The organism is Thermoplasma sp. Kam2015 (assembly GCF_003205235.1).
Taxonomy (GTDB): Archaea; Thermoplasmatota; Thermoplasmata; order Thermoplasmatales; family Thermoplasmataceae; genus Thermoplasma.
The window spans coordinates 145453-161273 of record NZ_QJSM01000026.1; the positions used below are offsets into that span (position 1 = coordinate 145453).

The 15821-nt window shown below is 44.7% G+C and carries 15 protein-coding genes and 1 tRNA gene; 7 read left to right on the top strand and 9 right to left on the bottom strand.

Annotation, left to right across the window (positions count from 1 at the left end; all coding sequences use genetic code 11):
* Nucleotides 1–3: 3 nt before the first annotated feature.
* Nucleotides 4–1929 (bottom strand): DNA topoisomerase subunit B, encoded by a 1926-nt coding sequence (locus tag DMB44_RS06310; protein WP_110641904.1) that lies wholly within the window; start codon nucleotides 1927–1929, stop codon nucleotides 4–6.
* Nucleotides 1930–2120: 191 nt separating this feature from the next.
* On the opposite strand from DMB44_RS06310, the gene DMB44_RS06315 reads away from it, so the two are divergent.
* Together DMB44_RS06315 and DMB44_RS06320 are read left to right on the top strand one after the other, a co-directional pair.
* On the top strand, nucleotides 2121–2366 hold the full coding sequence (locus DMB44_RS06315) for a hypothetical protein (protein WP_110641906.1): 246 nt from the start codon (nucleotides 2121–2123) through the stop codon (nucleotides 2364–2366).
* Between the two features lie 64 nt (nucleotides 2367–2430).
* Nucleotides 2431–2961 (top strand): 50S ribosomal protein L16, encoded by a 531-nt coding sequence (locus tag DMB44_RS06320; RefSeq protein ID WP_110641908.1) that lies wholly within the window; start codon nucleotides 2431–2433, stop codon nucleotides 2959–2961.
* 279 nt (nucleotides 2962–3240) lie between these two features.
* On the opposite strand, the gene speB is transcribed toward DMB44_RS06320, so the two are convergent.
* From speB to DMB44_RS06335, 3 genes are all read right to left on the bottom strand, one after another.
* Complete coding sequence (speB, locus tag DMB44_RS06325) at nucleotides 3241–4152, bottom strand: agmatinase (protein WP_110641910.1); 912 nt, start codon at nucleotides 4150–4152, stop codon at nucleotides 3241–3243.
* Nucleotides 4110–4499 (bottom strand): translation initiation factor IF-5A, encoded by a 390-nt coding sequence (locus DMB44_RS06330; protein WP_110641912.1) that lies wholly within the window; start codon nucleotides 4497–4499, stop codon nucleotides 4110–4112. The genes speB and DMB44_RS06330 overlap by 43 nt, the downstream gene beginning before the upstream one ends.
* 107 nt (nucleotides 4500–4606) lie before the next feature.
* Nucleotides 4607–5866, bottom strand: a complete 1260-nt coding sequence (locus DMB44_RS06335) for an amidohydrolase family protein (RefSeq protein WP_110641914.1) — start codon at nucleotides 5864–5866, stop codon at nucleotides 4607–4609.
* A 258-nt stretch (nucleotides 5867–6124) separates the two neighbouring features.
* Here DMB44_RS06335 and DMB44_RS06340 point away from each other — a divergent pair, with 258 nt between their 5' ends.
* From DMB44_RS06340 to DMB44_RS06360, 5 genes are all read left to right on the top strand, one after another.
* Nucleotides 6125–6607 carry a PadR family transcriptional regulator gene (locus tag DMB44_RS06340; protein ID WP_110641916.1) on the top strand — a complete coding sequence of 161 codons (483 nt, stop codon included), beginning with the start codon at nucleotides 6125–6127 and terminating at the stop codon, nucleotides 6605–6607.
* On the top strand, nucleotides 6585–8024 hold the full coding sequence (locus tag DMB44_RS06345) for an MFS transporter (protein WP_201796942.1): 1440 nt from the start codon (nucleotides 6585–6587) through the stop codon (nucleotides 8022–8024). Before DMB44_RS06340 ends, DMB44_RS06345 begins: the two co-directional genes overlap by 23 nt.
* On the top strand, nucleotides 8021–9622 hold the full coding sequence (locus DMB44_RS06350; RefSeq protein ID WP_153280179.1) for a COG1361 S-layer family protein: 1602 nt from the start codon (nucleotides 8021–8023) through the stop codon (nucleotides 9620–9622). Before DMB44_RS06345 ends, DMB44_RS06350 begins: the two co-directional genes overlap by 4 nt.
* Nucleotides 9623–9755: 133 nt before the next feature.
* Nucleotides 9756–9841: transfer RNA gene (locus DMB44_RS06355), tRNA-Gly, on the top strand.
* A gap of 196 nt (nucleotides 9842–10037) precedes the next feature.
* Nucleotides 10038–10700 carry a winged helix-turn-helix domain-containing protein/riboflavin kinase gene (locus DMB44_RS06360; protein WP_110641922.1) on the top strand — a complete coding sequence of 221 codons (663 nt, stop codon included), beginning with the start codon at nucleotides 10038–10040 and terminating at the stop codon, nucleotides 10698–10700.
* Nucleotides 10701–10745: 45 nt separating this feature from the next.
* Here DMB44_RS06360 and DMB44_RS06365 read toward each other — a convergent pair whose 3' ends face one another.
* From DMB44_RS06365 to DMB44_RS06385, 5 genes are all read right to left on the bottom strand, one after another.
* Nucleotides 10746–11003 carry a hypothetical protein gene (locus tag DMB44_RS06365; protein WP_110641924.1) on the bottom strand — a complete coding sequence of 86 codons (258 nt, stop codon included), beginning with the start codon at nucleotides 11001–11003 and terminating at the stop codon, nucleotides 10746–10748.
* 21 nt (nucleotides 11004–11024) lie between these two features.
* Nucleotides 11025–13301 (bottom strand): phosphoribosylformylglycinamidine synthase subunit PurL, encoded by a 2277-nt coding sequence (gene purL / locus DMB44_RS06370; protein WP_110641926.1) that lies wholly within the window; start codon nucleotides 13299–13301, stop codon nucleotides 11025–11027.
* Between the two features lie 53 nt (nucleotides 13302–13354).
* A complete protein-coding gene (locus DMB44_RS06375; protein ID WP_110641927.1) occupies nucleotides 13355–14500 on the bottom strand; it encodes a glycosyltransferase in 1146 nt (381 codons plus the stop codon).
* Nucleotides 14501–14513: 13 nt separating this feature from the next.
* On the bottom strand, nucleotides 14514–15578 hold the full coding sequence (locus DMB44_RS06380; protein ID WP_110641929.1) for an ATP-NAD kinase family protein: 1065 nt from the start codon (nucleotides 15576–15578) through the stop codon (nucleotides 14514–14516).
* Nucleotides 15579–15598: 20 nt separating this feature from the next.
* On the bottom strand, nucleotides 15599–15821 hold a 223-nt coding region (locus DMB44_RS06385), incomplete at its 5' end, for a zinc ribbon domain-containing protein (protein WP_153280180.1).

Sequence of the window (15821 nt, forward strand, 5' to 3'; positions counted from 1 at the left end):
ACCTCAGAGGTCTATGTTCTCCGCATAAACTGCATTCTCTTCTATGAACTTCCTTCTTGGTTCTACTTTTTCACCCATCAGAATAGTGAATATCCGCTCAGCTTCCTCTGCATCCTCTATGGTCACCTGGACAAGTTTCCTGGTCTTCGGGTTCATCGTCGTTTCCCATAGCTGCTCCGGATTCATCTCACCCAGTCCTTTGAACCGCTGTATTATTGCATTTGGCCCGAATTCTTTACTCACCTGTTCCTTCTCATCATCTGAATAAACGTATTTTACATTCTGTCCCTTCTGTATTCTATAAAGTGGTGGCTCGGCAAAGAAGACATTGCCGTTCTCGATGAGCGATCTTGCATACCTGAAAAAGAATGTGAGTAGTAGTGTCCTTATATGAGCGCCATCAACATCTGCATCCGTCATTATTATTATCTTGCCGTATCTCAGCTTTTTTGGATTCAGATCCTCTTTCACTCCAGTGCCTATAGCGACGACAAGATCGTGTATTATCTCATTTTCAACGACCTTCATATCAGAGGCCTTTTCCACATTCAGTATCTTTCCACGAAGTGGAAGAACAGCCTGATACTGCCGATTTCTCGCCTGCTTTGCGGATCCTCCCGCAGAGTCACCCTCGACTATGTAAAGTTCTGTATTATTCGGATCGTTGGAAGAGCAGTCAGCAAGCTTTCCTGGAAGTCCACCGCCTTCCAGAGCCGATTTTCTCCTTACCAGTTCTTTAGCCTTTCTTGATGCTTCCCTTGCCGCTGCAGCCGAAAGTACGCGGCCTATGATAACGTCTGCAACATGAGGATTGGTCTCCATGAAGGTTCTCATGAATTTTGAGGTCACTGACTGCACTATGCCCCTCACAGCGCTGTTTCCAAGCTTGGCCTTCGTCTGGCCTTCAAACTGTGGGTTCTGCATCTTAACGTGCAGTACAGCTATTACGCCTTCCTTTACATCATCGCCCGTTATATCCTCAACGCCTTTTATCTTATTGTTGGCCCGGGCATAATCCTGTATTGCTCTTGAGAGCCCCTGATGGAAGCCTGCCACATGAGTGCCGCCTTCAGGTGTGCTTATATTGTTGACAAAAGATATCAGCACTTCCTGCACATCGGTGGTGTATAGAAGCGAAAATTCCACCATGTGATTGTCGACCTCTTCCTTCAGATAAAGTGGATCGATTATCGCCTCTTTTCCCTCCGCCAGATGCTTCACCAGCTCAGTGAGGCCGCCCTCATGATGGAGTACGTCTTCCCTTCCTGTGGCTTCCTCCTTCAGTGTTATTGTCAATTGTGGGTTAAGATATGATAGATCCGTTAGCCTGGAGAGGATTGTATCATATGAGAATTCTGTTACCTCAAATATCTCAGGATCCGGATAGAATTTTATTATTGTTCCATGATCCGGAAATTTTATGTTTATACCAAGCTTCTCGATATCTGATATATCACTGGCTATCTTCAGACCTGAAACCGGAATCCCCTGTTCGAATATGTCATAATAGATCTTGCCATCTCGCTTCACCACTGCGATCAGCTTTTTTGAAAGAGCGTTCACAACGTGTACGCCAACACCGTGCAGTCCTCCCGTTATTTTATACACCTTCTTGTCAAATTTCGCACCGCTGTGGAGTTCTGTTAACACAATCTCCAGACCAGGTCTATTGTATTTTGGATGGATATCCACGGGTATACCTCTCCCATCATCCTCAACTGTTATGGATCCATCCTTCCCCATCAAAACATATATCCTGCTGCAATATCCAGCTACAGATTCATCCACACTGTTATCCACGACCTCATACACAAGGTGATGGAGGCCCCTCGTGTCCGTGGATCCTATATACATCCCGGGCACCTTTCTAACAGCTTTAAGCCCTTCAAGTATCTGTATTTGCGAAGAATCGTAATTGTTCTCAGTCATTTCCAGTCCCTATTTGTTGTTTCCATATTAATATTTAGATCATTGAAAGGTGAAATTTCAGAGTTTTTTCTAACATTTTCCATCTTTCTGATCCATATTTGGATCATACAGGTTCATAATGTCTCGCCCTTTCGATAAGTCTGACAATCGGCTTGCTCACAGTATAAATAGGGGCATTGAATATGCAATATATGATTGTTGAGGATCAAAGGAATATAACGTGTGGAGGCGATCCATTCAATTACCTTAAGAGCACGCTGAAGGGCCTCTCATTCCAGCTGGAACCAGGGCAGGATGTAAAAGTCCTGCTCTTAAAGGAAAAATTCCCATTCAATAGGGATGTCTACGAAGGACTGGCGAGAACTTCCAGGTTCAAGCTGATCGATGTTGAGGAGAACGATGGAGAAGTCGCAGTCATACTGAGGAAAACCCAGTGAAGGTATCAATGTCCACCCAAAAATTAAATATCCGCTTATAATTAGCTGTCAGAAAGGTGTATTTATGGTAACTAAGCCTGCTAGAATGTATTCGCGCATAACCGGCCCTGCCTATACGAGAAAGGAGTTTATGGGCGGTGTTCCATATCCAAAGATCACGACATTCGTTCAGGGAAATCAGAAAAAGGACTTTCCAATAGAAATGAGGCTCGTCGCCGAGGAGCCCTGCCAGATAAGGCATACTGCACTGGAGGCTGCAAGGGTCTCGGTGAACAGGAGGATGACTGAGGCTGCTGGTCTTGATTACTTCTATCTAAAGGTGGTCCCATATCCTCATCATGTGCTGAGGGAACACAAGATGGCTACCGGCGCCGGTGCCGACCGTATATCAAGCGGTATGAGAGCCGCATTTGGTAGGCCCGTAGGAACAGCGGCCAGGGTTTATCCTGATGATGTCATAATGATAGCCAGAACAGATGAGGCGCACGCAAAGGAGCTGAAAATGGCTCTCCGAAAGGCCGCGATAAAACTTCCAACACCATGCAAAGTTGTGATAACAAAGGGCAAGGAAATCGCTGGTTCGCTGGGGATATAGATTCAGATATCCCTGTTTTATCAATTTTCGGTTGGCGATCTGCTCAATAATTAAAATTTTGATGCTTCTTTTTAACGGATGGATATCTCCATTTAAATCTGATTCAGTATAGGATCTATATAGTGATGCATCTAGGCGTATATTCAAAATGTAAAGGCACTGTTCCTACAGATAATACAAAATATATAAAATTTTTATATTTGGCAAGTCCGTGTATCTCCTGTTCGGAGAAAGAGTTTTTACTGCTTCGCTCAAACTTCCAATTTTACTTATAAAATTCTAGATGTGCTCTATACGATATCTCTCCCTGCTAGCTATGAAAACCTGCATCAACTTTCCTGCAAGCATCGATGTATTTCCGTTGTCGTAGAGCGGTGAAAATTCATTGATATCCATACCGATGGTTTTATGGGAGAGCCTCTCAATGATCCTTCTGACATCGTAATCTGTCAGGCCAAATGGCTCTGGAGTTCCAACAGCTGGGGCGTAAGCTGGATCGATACCGTCCATATCTATCGAGATGTATATTTTATCGTACTTTCTTTCGATCTCATTGATGTATCTGTCTATACCGTACTCCTTAACATTGAATGATGGAATGAACTCAACCTTATCAAAGTCAGGATCCTGATATTCATCGAGAGATACTGATCTTGTGCCAATAGATGTTATCCTTCCAGGCCCAAGTATCTCAAGAGAACGTTTTGTCACACATGCATGGTTGAATTTATTGCCCATGTAAGAGTCTCTAAAGTCTGAATGAGCATCAATGATCACCATATGGACGTCCTTCGGCAGATTCCTCACCGCACCGACAGTTATAGAATGCTCACCACCCAGCATTATTGGGATCTTTCCATCACTGAATATCATCCTGGTTATGCGTTCCACCTGATCCACGACGTATTCAACATCTTCAGATTCCTCCATGTCACCGAGATCGGCGATCTTTGCCTTCAGAAGATCGAAATGATATGAGAATTCGAATGATTCGAGATTAACATAAGCCGACCTTATGGAATCTGGAGCGTACTTGGATCCTCGTCTGTAACTCGATGTATTATCAAAAGGGACGCCGAATATCACATAATCGCTTTCCTCATATTCATATTTGGCGTCCGCGATCTTCTTAAGTGATAGAAGATCCCTCAGTTCTGAAGCATGATCTTTCGCATCCCCATTGTTTCCCAATAGGGCACCTCCATTCCTGGTTTGACCTTGTCGGCGATCTCTGGATCCAAAGGCAAGACAAAGGTTTCGAACGTTTCTGAGTCCATGAGCTGAACTTCGTTGTTTTGAACGGACAGGACCTGCGCGTTCTTCTTCTCTATTATCGGTATCTTGACCTTGTGCTTCACGGGGTAGACGACACTCCGCTTCTGATTATCAAATACCCCTATGGCCACGATCCTTCCCTTGGCTTCGCCATGCTTACCTGGTTTAGACATAGTTATTTCTACGATTTTGCATGGTGCATCATCTATCAGTATGTATCTTCCTACTTTGAGTTCTCGTACTTCAGCTTCTTGCCAGCTCATTAATATCTGCCCCTAATTTTATTACCCTTTAAATACTTTCTTACCGCAATGACTGGCCGACTGAACTCCCTCACATCCTAAATTCATGAAAGTTGTGTCTCACCTAATCATAGGAATTTTTCATCCGAATCTAGACCGCTTTTATCAAATCCAATCAATCTTCCACCATACTTCTTTATCATTCCATCCACGATTACAGAGTCAACTGTGTCTGGATTCGCCGAGTAGACTATGTTATTTACCACGTTATTTTCGTCGGTTGGTATAAGTTCTGGCTTCCGCATATCCAGCAGTATGAGATCAGCTCTCTTCCCAACTTCTATAGATCCAGCATCAATTCTGAGAGCCTTAGCAGCGTTTACGGTGGCGAAATCAAGTATCTGCTGGCTCTTTATTATGGAAGCATCCCATCTTGCATTCTTTATGCTCAACGCAGAGAATTTCATGACATCGAAAAAGTTGAGCGAATTGTTGCTGCCGTTGCTGTCGGTTCCAAGTGTAACATTTACACCAGACTCAATCATCTCAGGAACTGGTGGTACTCCACCGGTTGCGAGCTTAAAGTTGCTGACGGCATTCCATGACACGTTCACTCCATTTTTACCGAGCAACTTTGCCTCGTGATACGTGGCCCATACACAGTGCGCAGCTATGACTCTATTCGAAAGGATCCCGATCCGATCCAGATGTTCTATCGGCCGTTCCCCTATCTTCTTCACGCTGTCATATACTTCCCTTCTCGTCTCAGAGAGATGCATGTGAAGAACCGTATCATATTTTTCAGCTATTTCCTTAGCGCGCTGATACGTCTCATCTCCTGCCACATATATACCCTGAACTCCAACGGATGGGGTGACAAATCTAAGATTCCTGTGTGATCTGATGAAGTTCTCAGCATTATCGAGCGGATCACCGTGCTGTGTTGTATACTCCCTGTCCAGGGTCACCCATGACAAGAATGCCCTTATGCCTACCTCCTCTGCGGCTCTTGCTATCACGTCTTCTGAATAATAGAGATCCACAAAGGATGTTATACCGCTGTTGATCATCTCGTACATGCCGAGCTTTGCAGAGTTGAAAATCCCCTCCTCTGTTCTCTGCGAATCATATTTGAATGTCAGATCTAGGAATTTTTCCAGATCGACATCATCAAAGAGACCCTTTGAGGCCGACATGCCGACATGTGCATGGGTATTTATGAATCCGGGAAGCAGTATCTTTCCTTTTCCATCTACAATTTCATCGCTCTTCGGTTTTTCTTTACCTACATATGTTATCTTTGATCCATCAAACTGCACGTTACCTTTGAATATTCTCCTATTTTCGTCCTGTGTCACGATGAGTGCGTTTTCTATGAGCGTGCTCATAGCACGCTATCGGTTCTGCATTACTTAAATTTGCTGGATGAATACATATAAGTGTAGACTCCTCTGAAGCATGTTCAATCCTTTTTCTGTAAGGTGGCTCCTATCAGCGACTGACGATAATTCTAAATACGGATTCTTTCTCGTCGAATGTAAACATTCGATGTTAAGGCCTTGGCTTCGGCGAGTATGACAGAGATCAACGATCCGCGATGTATTCAGAAATACTTATATACGCTCTAAATATGTCGAATTCGACCTATGGAACGATATGCAGTGAAGGCTCTGATACTGCTCAGCAAAAAGCCATACACGCTCTATCAGATGTCTAAGGAGATATCAAATGATGGGCCGGTATCGCACGGGACGCTCATGCCCATGATAAGAAGACTTCTTCAACAGGGCTTCATAAAATTCGAGACTTCAGGAAGGGAAAAAATATACACCCTGACAGAAAAGGGCGTGAAATTTGTGGAATCTCTGAGCGAGATAGAACAGCAACTGAAGCAAAACCTCATATCCAGGGCCATGGGTGACGCCTTCTTTTACCTCAATCTGCTCTCCAAGGATGATACCTCTGCAGCTCTCAACGCTGCCATAAGCATAATGCTTCCCGCAATAATAGCGGAGGTGGAATATGCCTTCAAGATGATAATGAAAGGCCACATGGATGAAATTAAACGAATAGCGAACGAAATTAGAGAGACGTACGGTGAAATCAATGATGAACAATCACTCAGCTAGAACCATAGCCATATCCGCATTCGCTGGCCTTCTCGTCACCTATGTAGAGACCATGATAACCCCGGCACTGCCAATACTGGTTTCCTTCTTTGATACAAATTATGATCATCTCTCATGGATAATCACCGCCTACATAATATCTGGAACAGTTTCATCAGCCATCTTTGGCAGACTGGCCGACATGTATGGGAAAAAGAACGTCTTCCTGATACTCGCGATCTTCTATACAATTGCTGTATCATTCGGTGGCTTCGCTAAAACCCTCGAGGAGCTCATCATAATAAGAACAGTGCAGGGCATAGGCATGGGCATGTTTCCAGTATCGTTTGCGCTGATAAATGATCAGGTGCCAAAGGATCGCCTTGCCCTGGCGCAGGGAATTGTAAGTTCAACTTTCTCTGGAGGCGCTGCTATTGGACTGGTTGTTGGAGCCTGGATCACTCAGAACTATGGATGGCAGTGGTCATACCATTCTTCGATTCCAGTCGCAATACTGCTTGTCATACTGGCCGCCATATATCTCCACGATGAGAGCACAAGGAGACCCGCAAAGATAGATTTCGTCGGTGTTGGATCGCTTGGATTTGCCATAGTATCATTCATTTTGGCCCTATCTGAAGGCGAATACTGGGGATGGACCTCACCCTCAATCATAGGGCTGTTCCTGCTGTCGCTGGTGATGTTCGCCGTATTCGTATTTTACGAGAAGAACGCTGCTGAACCATTCATCAGGATGGATCTGCTGCGCATAAGGAACGTCTTTCTGGCCAATATCACGGGTCTGTTTGCGATGTCAGGGATGTTCTTCCTATTCTACACAGTCCCTTCCATGCTTCAGGATCCTGAACCTGCTGGATTCGGTGTATCAATAGTTGAATCTGGTCTTATCCTTCTGCCCGCCGCTATACTGAACATGGCCTTCGCTCCACTTGCCGCAAAGGTCACAACAAACAGAGGCCCTAAAAATGCAATCATTATTGGTCTGATCATACTGCTGTTCAGTTATCTGGGCCTATATTATAACAGAAACAGCACAATCTCCATATTGGAAGATGCCTCTGTAATGGGTATGGGCATCTCATTCATATTCGTTGGCGTCATAAATCTGCTGCTGATATCCGTTCCAAAGGAAAGATCCGGAGAAAGCACGGGAATGAACGTTGTATTCAGAAACATAGGTACGTCCCTTGCTCCAGCAATAGGCGGCGTCTTGGAGACGCTATATGTTTCCTACGTTATCATCGGTGCCATACCTGGAAATTTCCACGGCCTGCCGGTGATCCCAATAATGCACAGCTTTCCGTCATCCCAGGCCTACGATGGAATATACATCATAGGTATGGCATTTGTGTTGATTGCACTGGTGCTTTCAATGTTTATGAAGAATGTTGTAGTTTCTAGAGGTGATGAAAATTGAAAACCAATTATATCATAGCAGTCCTGTTTAGCTTCGTTCTGATGTTTGCCGGCATCTCCGGCATTTCTACCGCTTCTGCGCAAGCTCCATCGCCAGAAGTCGTATCCGTCAGCTGGTATGCACCGAATTCCACCGAGATCGTGGCTCCAGGAATGGATTATATTCCTTTGGTAATATCGTTTGTTTCTCCGCTTGCCCTTCTGGATGCCAGCGCATACGTGAATCTCACGAAATTCAATGATGGAATACTCGGATATGTTAATACGCACGGCTATCCGAGTGGGCCGATGGTGTATAATTTCACCGAGATACCGGCTGGAAAACAGATAACCATAATGCAGCTGGTAAACATTTCCCCATCAGCCACAGTGGGGGGCTACAGAGAAGATCTCTACATCCAGGGAATAAATAATACAGTCGAGGATTATTTCAATGTATCGTTCACAGCTTATATCCTTGGAACAACGCAGATTCAGGTTGCTGCCACTTATTTTGGTACAGAATCTAAGCCGATAGCGCCATCGCCTGGCATGCAGAATATCCCAATGACTCTGGTGTTTGAGAATGTTGGAAACGTGCTGGATCAGAATGTATCCGTTCGATATGATCCTTCTTATCCCCTATATGGTTCGCCGCAGTATTATAATATAAGCGCAATCCCACCTGATGAAACTGTGCCCATAACATTCTCGGTGAGCATATCAGACGCTGCATCTAATGGCTTCTATTCACAGAATGTGACGGTAAATGTCTATGGAAGGACCTATGCGGTTAGTTTCCGCAGCGGAATACTTGGATATAACAATATAACACTGGTAAACACCGAGTTGAATCCTCCTGTGATCTATACGGATCAGAAATTCATCGTTTTCAAACCTTTCATAGAGGTTTCAGGAAATTCCGTCCTTAGATATCTCAACGTCTCCATCTACTCATCTGATTTCTCGGATCTCACAAATGAATATCATCTCTCTTACATTACGCCTGGAATATACAATTTCACCTTTCTGCTGAACTCACTCTCCTATTATGGCCCACAGATCGTCTATGTGAATGTAAATGGTAACGCATACCCTGTTGATGTGTACGTTCACCATTTGATCAGCGCCAGCGTTAGCTTCCATCAGAGCACACTGCAGGCAGGCGTGGATAAATCTGTAATATATTTCAATCTTACAAATGATGGAAATTTGACCATGTATGACATAAGGGCATATCTCGATCTGCCGGGCATCATAACAATACACATACCTTCATCTAATCCGCTTGGCGCGTTGACCGCAGACAACATAACCATACCAAGCCTTTCGCCCGGCCAGTCCTATCAGTTGATATTCCTAGTTGATACTTCCTCGGCGGCTTCTCCCGGCGCTTATCCCATAGAACTCTTCCTTGGATGGCACTACAATAATACGCCCTACGAGTTTACCAAGACATACAATGCGAATTTAACCGTTTCGCCCACGGTTGAGCAGAAGATCTCACAGGCGTTTACCTTCGATCCCTTGAACATAGCTGTACTTGCCGTCATAGTGGCAGTCATAGTAGGTCTTTCAGTGTATGCGACAAGCCATAGAAAGAGAGCTAAAAAAAGATGAAATGGTAAAATTTTTTCATAAACGCCATATTAAAATATACAATATTTTGACCGCGTGTTGAAAGCGTTTCCAGCGGACAGCGAAATTCATATATGTAGATAAAATATACACCCTAAACTTCCTGAAATTATGAGCGGAAGTAGTGTAGTCTGGCATCACAGGAGCTTCCCATGGAGACGGAAAAAGCTCCTAACCCGGGTTCAAATCCCGGCTTCCGCACTTTTATAGCTTTTTGATGCGCTGACCGTTATACCGCTCTGACATTCACACATCTCTGAAGGGACAGAAGTTCCTGATTCAACGACACACATATGATACCTTCTAAAGGTGCATGTGGACATGGTTGGCAGAGGCCATAACCTTAATCCGAATATCCCAGCAATATCTATAAATCAACGTCAACAATAACCTGCAAATGGAAATTGCTGATCAGTACTACAGAGCCATAAAGAAGATAAAGGAGATGGCAGAGCCTTCAAACAAGGCATATCTAACCTCTTCCAAGCTGGCGGATATGCTCGGTATCAGTCAGCAATCAGCCTCAAGGATAATAATAGATCTCGAAAAAAATGGATACATAACACGCACCGTGACCAAGAGAGGTCAGATCCTGAACATAACTGAAAAGGGACTCGACGTGTTATATACCGAATTTGCCGATCTGTCCCGGATACTCTCCATAAGGAATAACATCTTTATAACAGGTACTGTGACACCTGGCATGGGAGAGGGCAGATATTACGTTGCAAGAAAGCAGTATATAATACAATTTCAGGAAAAACTCGGCATAATACCCTACCTTGGCACTCTGAACATAAAGGTTGATCAGTCCAGCCTCTCAGAACTCAGGAAGATCAGAGGGTTCAAGGGTATCCATATAGAAGGGTTCAAGACAGAAGACAGAACGTTCGGATCAGTCAAGGCTTTTTCAGCTAAAATACAGAGTGTACCGTGTTTTGTTATAATGCCAGAAAGAACAGTATATACAGACGTGATCGAGATCATCTCGGACAAATACCTGAGGGATACGCTAGGACTGAAAGATGGCGATCGCGTCACCATAGAAGTTTATACATGAAAAATGTATGAATATCGCGGGAGAAAGACTCTAGCACTGGTTTTTCTATACTTCTATCTCGCCGTTAAGTATCTCATCGATCACGCGCTGGAATGCTGATATAACGCGATCTTTATTCATCTTACAGTCAAGCACCTCCATATATATCTCATAGGATTCTTCTGATATATCCCTGCCCTGAAAGACGGTGATTGTGCCGCATGTTCTTCCGGCATCAAAGTTCAGCATATACTTTAGCACCACAGTTACGTCCTTCTCCTCGATATATTGTGTTTTTTCCAATGTATCAGATTCAAACGCCATGCCATCACCCCTTTTTGAATATCAGTACTTATCAAGACCATGTTCCCAAGCATCTCTGATCTCTTCGACCGGTACATTTATGATGTTCAAACCGGCTTCGTCTATAATTATCCTGTCTCCTCCAGTTTCTCCAATGCGCTTGACAGAGACGTTTCCAGAACCTTCCATAAACTCTTCCTCCATGTTCCTAGGTACTTCAACAACTATTCCATTCCCGCATTCGGAGAAAAGTTTTACAGTTGGTCTGGCTGAAGAAACATTGCTTATATCTGCGTGGAAACCTATACCGGATCCAAAGGACATCTCTGCAAGAGCTGTAAAGAGACCACCTGATGACACATCATGGCTTGATAAAATCGCATCCCTCTTCAGATTGATGAAATCGCGAACAGCCGTCAGCTCGTCCAGATCAGGGATCGGAAGATAACCTTCGCTATATCCGCGCATCCTGTTGTATTCGCTTCCGGTCAGGTTGTCACATGGCGATCCTATCAGATACAGCGCATTGCCCGGCCCTTTTATGTACGTGGTCCTGGATCTCCTCACATCATCTATGATCCCCACCATCAGGATCGTCGGCGTCGGCATTATATCCGTCTTCTTATATTCGTTGTAGAAACTCACATTTCCGGCCACGATAGGTAATCCCAATTTTCTGCAGAAATCGCCTATCGCCCTGACAGATTCAACGAACTGGCCCATGATCTCTTCGCGCTCAGGATTTCCAAAGTTGAGCGCATCCACAACGGAATGAGGCACGCCCCCGGTTGATAGAATGTTCTTGTACGCCTCCACCAGCGTCCACATGGTGCCTGAGTATGGATCAACGCTCACCATGTTCGGCCTTGATCCAGAGGTTATGACCAAACCACGCATTGATTGTTCCAGCGGCTTTATTACAGTCGCGTCCGCGTGCGTTTCTCTATTGGGCCGACCAACGAACGGAGTGACGATGGTGGATCCTCTGACCGTATGGTCATACTGCCTTACAACCTTGAATCTTGCGCATAGATTCAGCCTGGAAATGAACTGAACAACGAAACTGCTTAGGTCCTCAGGTTCCTCAGGTATTGCAATGTATCTCTCCGATTCCTTCAATCTGTAAGGTCTTTGATAAACAGGAGCGTCATCCAGGAATTTTATATCCATATCTATTATCTTTCTTTTTCTGTAGTATACTCTGATCCTGCGATCTTCTGTCACCTTTCCTATCACGGAGAAATCCAGATTCCATTTTTCGGCTATTCTCTTTATCTTTTCCACATCTTCCGGATAGCACTCCATCAGCATGCGTTCCTGGCTCTCGCTTATCCATATCTCCCAGCCCGACATGCTGGATTCCTTCAGCTTGATATCATCGAGCACAATCTCCGCTCCAAATCCCCCGGCATAGACCATCTCCGTTGCTGCGCTTGACAAACCGCCGCCGCCAAGATCCTTCATCGCACGAATCAATCCCTCGTCATTTGCCTCCAGAACGGCCTTTATCATAGGATGTTCAACGATGGGATTACCCAGCTGTATGGCCAATCTACTGCTCTTGGTTATCTTTCCAAGTGTTGTGCTTGCGAAGTTGACGCCATGTATTCCATCCCTGCCTGTTTTGCCTCCCATTAGAACAAGGATATCCCCGGCTTTATACGATTTGGATCTGACAATCTTGTCCTTTCTGACTATACCTATACACCCTGCATTCACGAGAGGATTGGAGTTGTAGAGCCTGTCAAAATATAGTGATCCGGCCACATTTGGTATACCTATTCTGTTTCCGTAATCTCTTATGCCGCTGACCACTCCATCAAATATATAACGCGGGGATAGAAGACCCTCGTACCTGTCCGATGAGACATCCCCAAGAAACAGAGAATCCACAAGTGCAACAGGCTGTGCACCCATGCAGAGAACATCGCGGACTATTCCGCCTATACCGGTTGCAGCACCTCCATATGGTTCTACAGCACTTGGATGGTTATGGCTCTCCATCTTCAGTACATAGGCATTTTCGCCATCAAAATCAACAACACCAGCATCATCTTCCATAGCAAGAATCGTGTAATCTGTTTTGAGAGAGCCGAGATATTTTTTGAGATAATATTTGGAGGATTTATAGGAGCAGTGCTCGCTCCATGACTGAGCCACGGCGTGAATTTCGGCATCGATTGGATCGCGACCTTCCCTTTCAAAGTATGCCTTCAATGATCTCATCTCGTCCAGCGAAAGGGCAAGCCCAAGCCTCTTGCTTATCGCCTTCAGCCTGCTATCATTCGCATCTCTGAGTTTGACCGTCCTGAAAATCATCACTGGGGCATGCGGTCTTCATTAATAAATCAGTTGAGAATCCCTCGACGATTTTACCTGAATATATAGCTATCAGATCTGGCCTTCTCGGTGGAACCTCTTTCCTCTCCCTCTGCCTCCACATAACTGTATATCTCAAGCAGCGAGGATATGTGCCTCTCAAGGCTGTATTTATTCTCCACAATGCGCCTAGCCTCTGTAGCCAGTTTTCTGCGATCCGCTGAAAGTATTCTTTTGGCACTCTCTTGTGCCGAACGCACATCGTTGAAATCCACGTAAGATATCGCTTCGCTATCCTCCTTGACGGGAAAATCATTTGAAACCATCACGGGCACCCCTGATGAAAGTGCCTCGAATACGGATATGCCGAATGTATCAGCCGATGATGGATAGACAAACATGCTCGCGTTTTCCATGAGCTCCCTCTTTTTCTCATCGTCGACATATCCTAAGATCTCCACATTCTTCATTTGATGTGCATGTACGATTCTCTTTATCCTGTCCAGTTCTGGTCCTATGCCTGCTATTTTGAACTTAACACCATCGCTCTTCATGGCCTCGGCCAGATCCAATACCCTGTAAACTCCCTTGTCCACGGTGATTCTACCCAGATAAAGTATGTACTTTTCCTCAGGTATGTACTGACTGCATCTATATTTATCAGTATCAACAAACAGGGGGAGAGTGATCACATTGTTTACACCATTTCTCCTGAGATACTCCTCAACAACCTTACTTGGGGCCATGACAACCCTGCATTTCCGGTACAGATACATGCTATAGCGTTCTCCCAGAGAGAATGCAAAATCCTGAAAAGGCATATTAATGCTATCCTTCATCTTAGATATGTCTGTGTGAAACGTGGCAACGGGGGGAATACCAAGCCTTCTGGCCACAAGATATCCTATTGAGCTCATATAGAAGGCATTGTGAAGATGGATTATATCAGGATCAAACTCTATAGCCCTTCTGAAAATCGAGAATGGCAGGAAGAAAAAAGGTACTCTGTACTGTGGATACGGTAGGAATGGGACAGTTAAGCGTGGAATGTACACGTTATGCTCCCGCTTATCGCCGGTAAGAGAGAATATCATGACCTCGTGCCCCTCGCTTTCCAGCTTGTCTTTTACCTCCTTCAAATACACTGATACTCCATCGGGAGTGGGATAATATGTGTCCGTAAAATAAAGTATCCTCAATTCTTACCTCTTGTCACATTATTACAGGTATAATTTTATATTTACCGTATCCCACCAGTACCCTGGCATATCCATGCTTCCATGGATTTATGTCTGAATCAACATACAATGTCCTCATGTTTTCGGCCTTTGAAGGCGATGCAACGATCACTATGTCATCCTCGCTGATCATCCCCAATATTCTGCCGGATAACTGCTTGTTGCCGCGTCCGATCAGAAAGTTCTGACCGCCTATGGGTGATATTATTATACGGCATCCATTCCGGCAGGCCTCATAGATATCACTCTCTGCGGCGTCCTGCTTCAGCAGCTTCCTGTCCTTGATGATATCAAAAGCAAGCGGATTTGTTGATATGCCCATCTCCTTCTCGATGGTTTTGCATGTGTTCCCTGGCCCAATTATATAATAGCGATCATCCATATGCTCCATTATATATTCAGCTATATCTTCAGCACCTCCAGTATCGTATTCCGCCTTTGAGGACACAATTATGTCGTTTACATCCGGTACCTTAAGGTATCCATATGACTTTGCACTGAGTATACCCCTTCTATAAAGATCCTCGTCTATATCCATAACCTCAGCATCTATTCCATGAAGTTTCTCAATATTCAGTGAATTCATGCTCAATGCTGCATGGCGAGGACTGATGGCAAATACAGAGCTGTACATCTTTACCCCTGCAGGTATTCCTATAACCGGTATCCTCACTCCAGCAGAAATTATGTCTCTCGCTGTCCCATCCCCACCTGCGAAAACAAGGATGTCAGCATCGTCTATGGTCTTCAGGAACCCAATCGTGTCCTCTCTGGTCGTTGGCCATCCACTGTGATATGTGACGCTATACGCATCTGTGAACTCTGATATTTCGACCTCACCCATATATCCGGATGGCACAAGAAAGATGAATTTGGAATAATCCACATCCTTAAGGAAATCCATAGAACGCGCTATGGAAACCGATCTTTCAGGATCCACTATCTGAAGCCCGTCTGAACCCTTCATGTTAAGCAGCGAACCATAACCTGCCAGTGGATTTACGAAGAATGCCACCTTTATTTTATCCGTATCGCTCATAGGTATATTCTCGCAGTCAGCTACTCCTCGCTAAAGCTTCGGAGCTTGCTGCTGGTCTCCCCTCCACCCCTGAGTGGAGTTTCATCGAACCGCAGTGATCGGCTGGCTAACAGCATCCTGAAGTACTCAGATGTACCGGGCACTTCGATGTTCCTTGAGGCATTCAGATCCGCATGGAGTTCGAAGCCACAGTTCAGGCATTTGAATACCGAGCCATGCCTGTTGTTTTTATTTACATAGCCA

Bases quoted from the DNA above. Each gene is read 5' to 3' on its own strand.
- DMB44_RS06310 (WP_110641904.1), bottom strand. From the start codon at position 1,929: ATGACTGAGAACAATTACGATTCTTCGCAAATACAGATACTTGAAGGG.
- DMB44_RS06315 (WP_110641906.1), top strand. From the start codon at position 2,121: ATGATTGTTGAGGATCAAAGGAATATAACGTGTGGAGGCGATCCATTC.
- DMB44_RS06320 (WP_110641908.1), top strand. From the start codon at position 2,431: ATGGTAACTAAGCCTGCTAGAATGTATTCGCGCATAACCGGCCCTGCC.
- DMB44_RS06330 (WP_110641912.1), bottom strand. From the start codon at position 4,499: ATGAGCTGGCAAGAAGCTGAAGTACGAGAACTCAAAGTAGGAAGATAC.
- DMB44_RS06335 (WP_110641914.1), bottom strand. From the start codon at position 5,866: ATGAGCACGCTCATAGAAAACGCACTCATCGTGACACAGGACGAAAAT.
- DMB44_RS06340 (WP_110641916.1), top strand. From the start codon at position 6,125: ATGGAACGATATGCAGTGAAGGCTCTGATACTGCTCAGCAAAAAGCCA.
- DMB44_RS06345 (WP_201796942.1), top strand. From the start codon at position 6,585: ATGATGAACAATCACTCAGCTAGAACCATAGCCATATCCGCATTCGCT.
- DMB44_RS06360 (WP_110641922.1), top strand. From the start codon at position 10,038: ATGGAAATTGCTGATCAGTACTACAGAGCCATAAAGAAGATAAAGGAG.
- DMB44_RS06365 (WP_110641924.1), bottom strand. From the start codon at position 11,003: ATGGCGTTTGAATCTGATACATTGGAAAAAACACAATATATCGAGGAG.
- purL (WP_110641926.1), bottom strand. From the start codon at position 13,301: ATGATTTTCAGGACGGTCAAACTCAGAGATGCGAATGATAGCAGGCTG.
- DMB44_RS06380 (WP_110641929.1), bottom strand. From the start codon at position 15,578: ATGAGCGATACGGATAAAATAAAGGTGGCATTCTTCGTAAATCCACTG.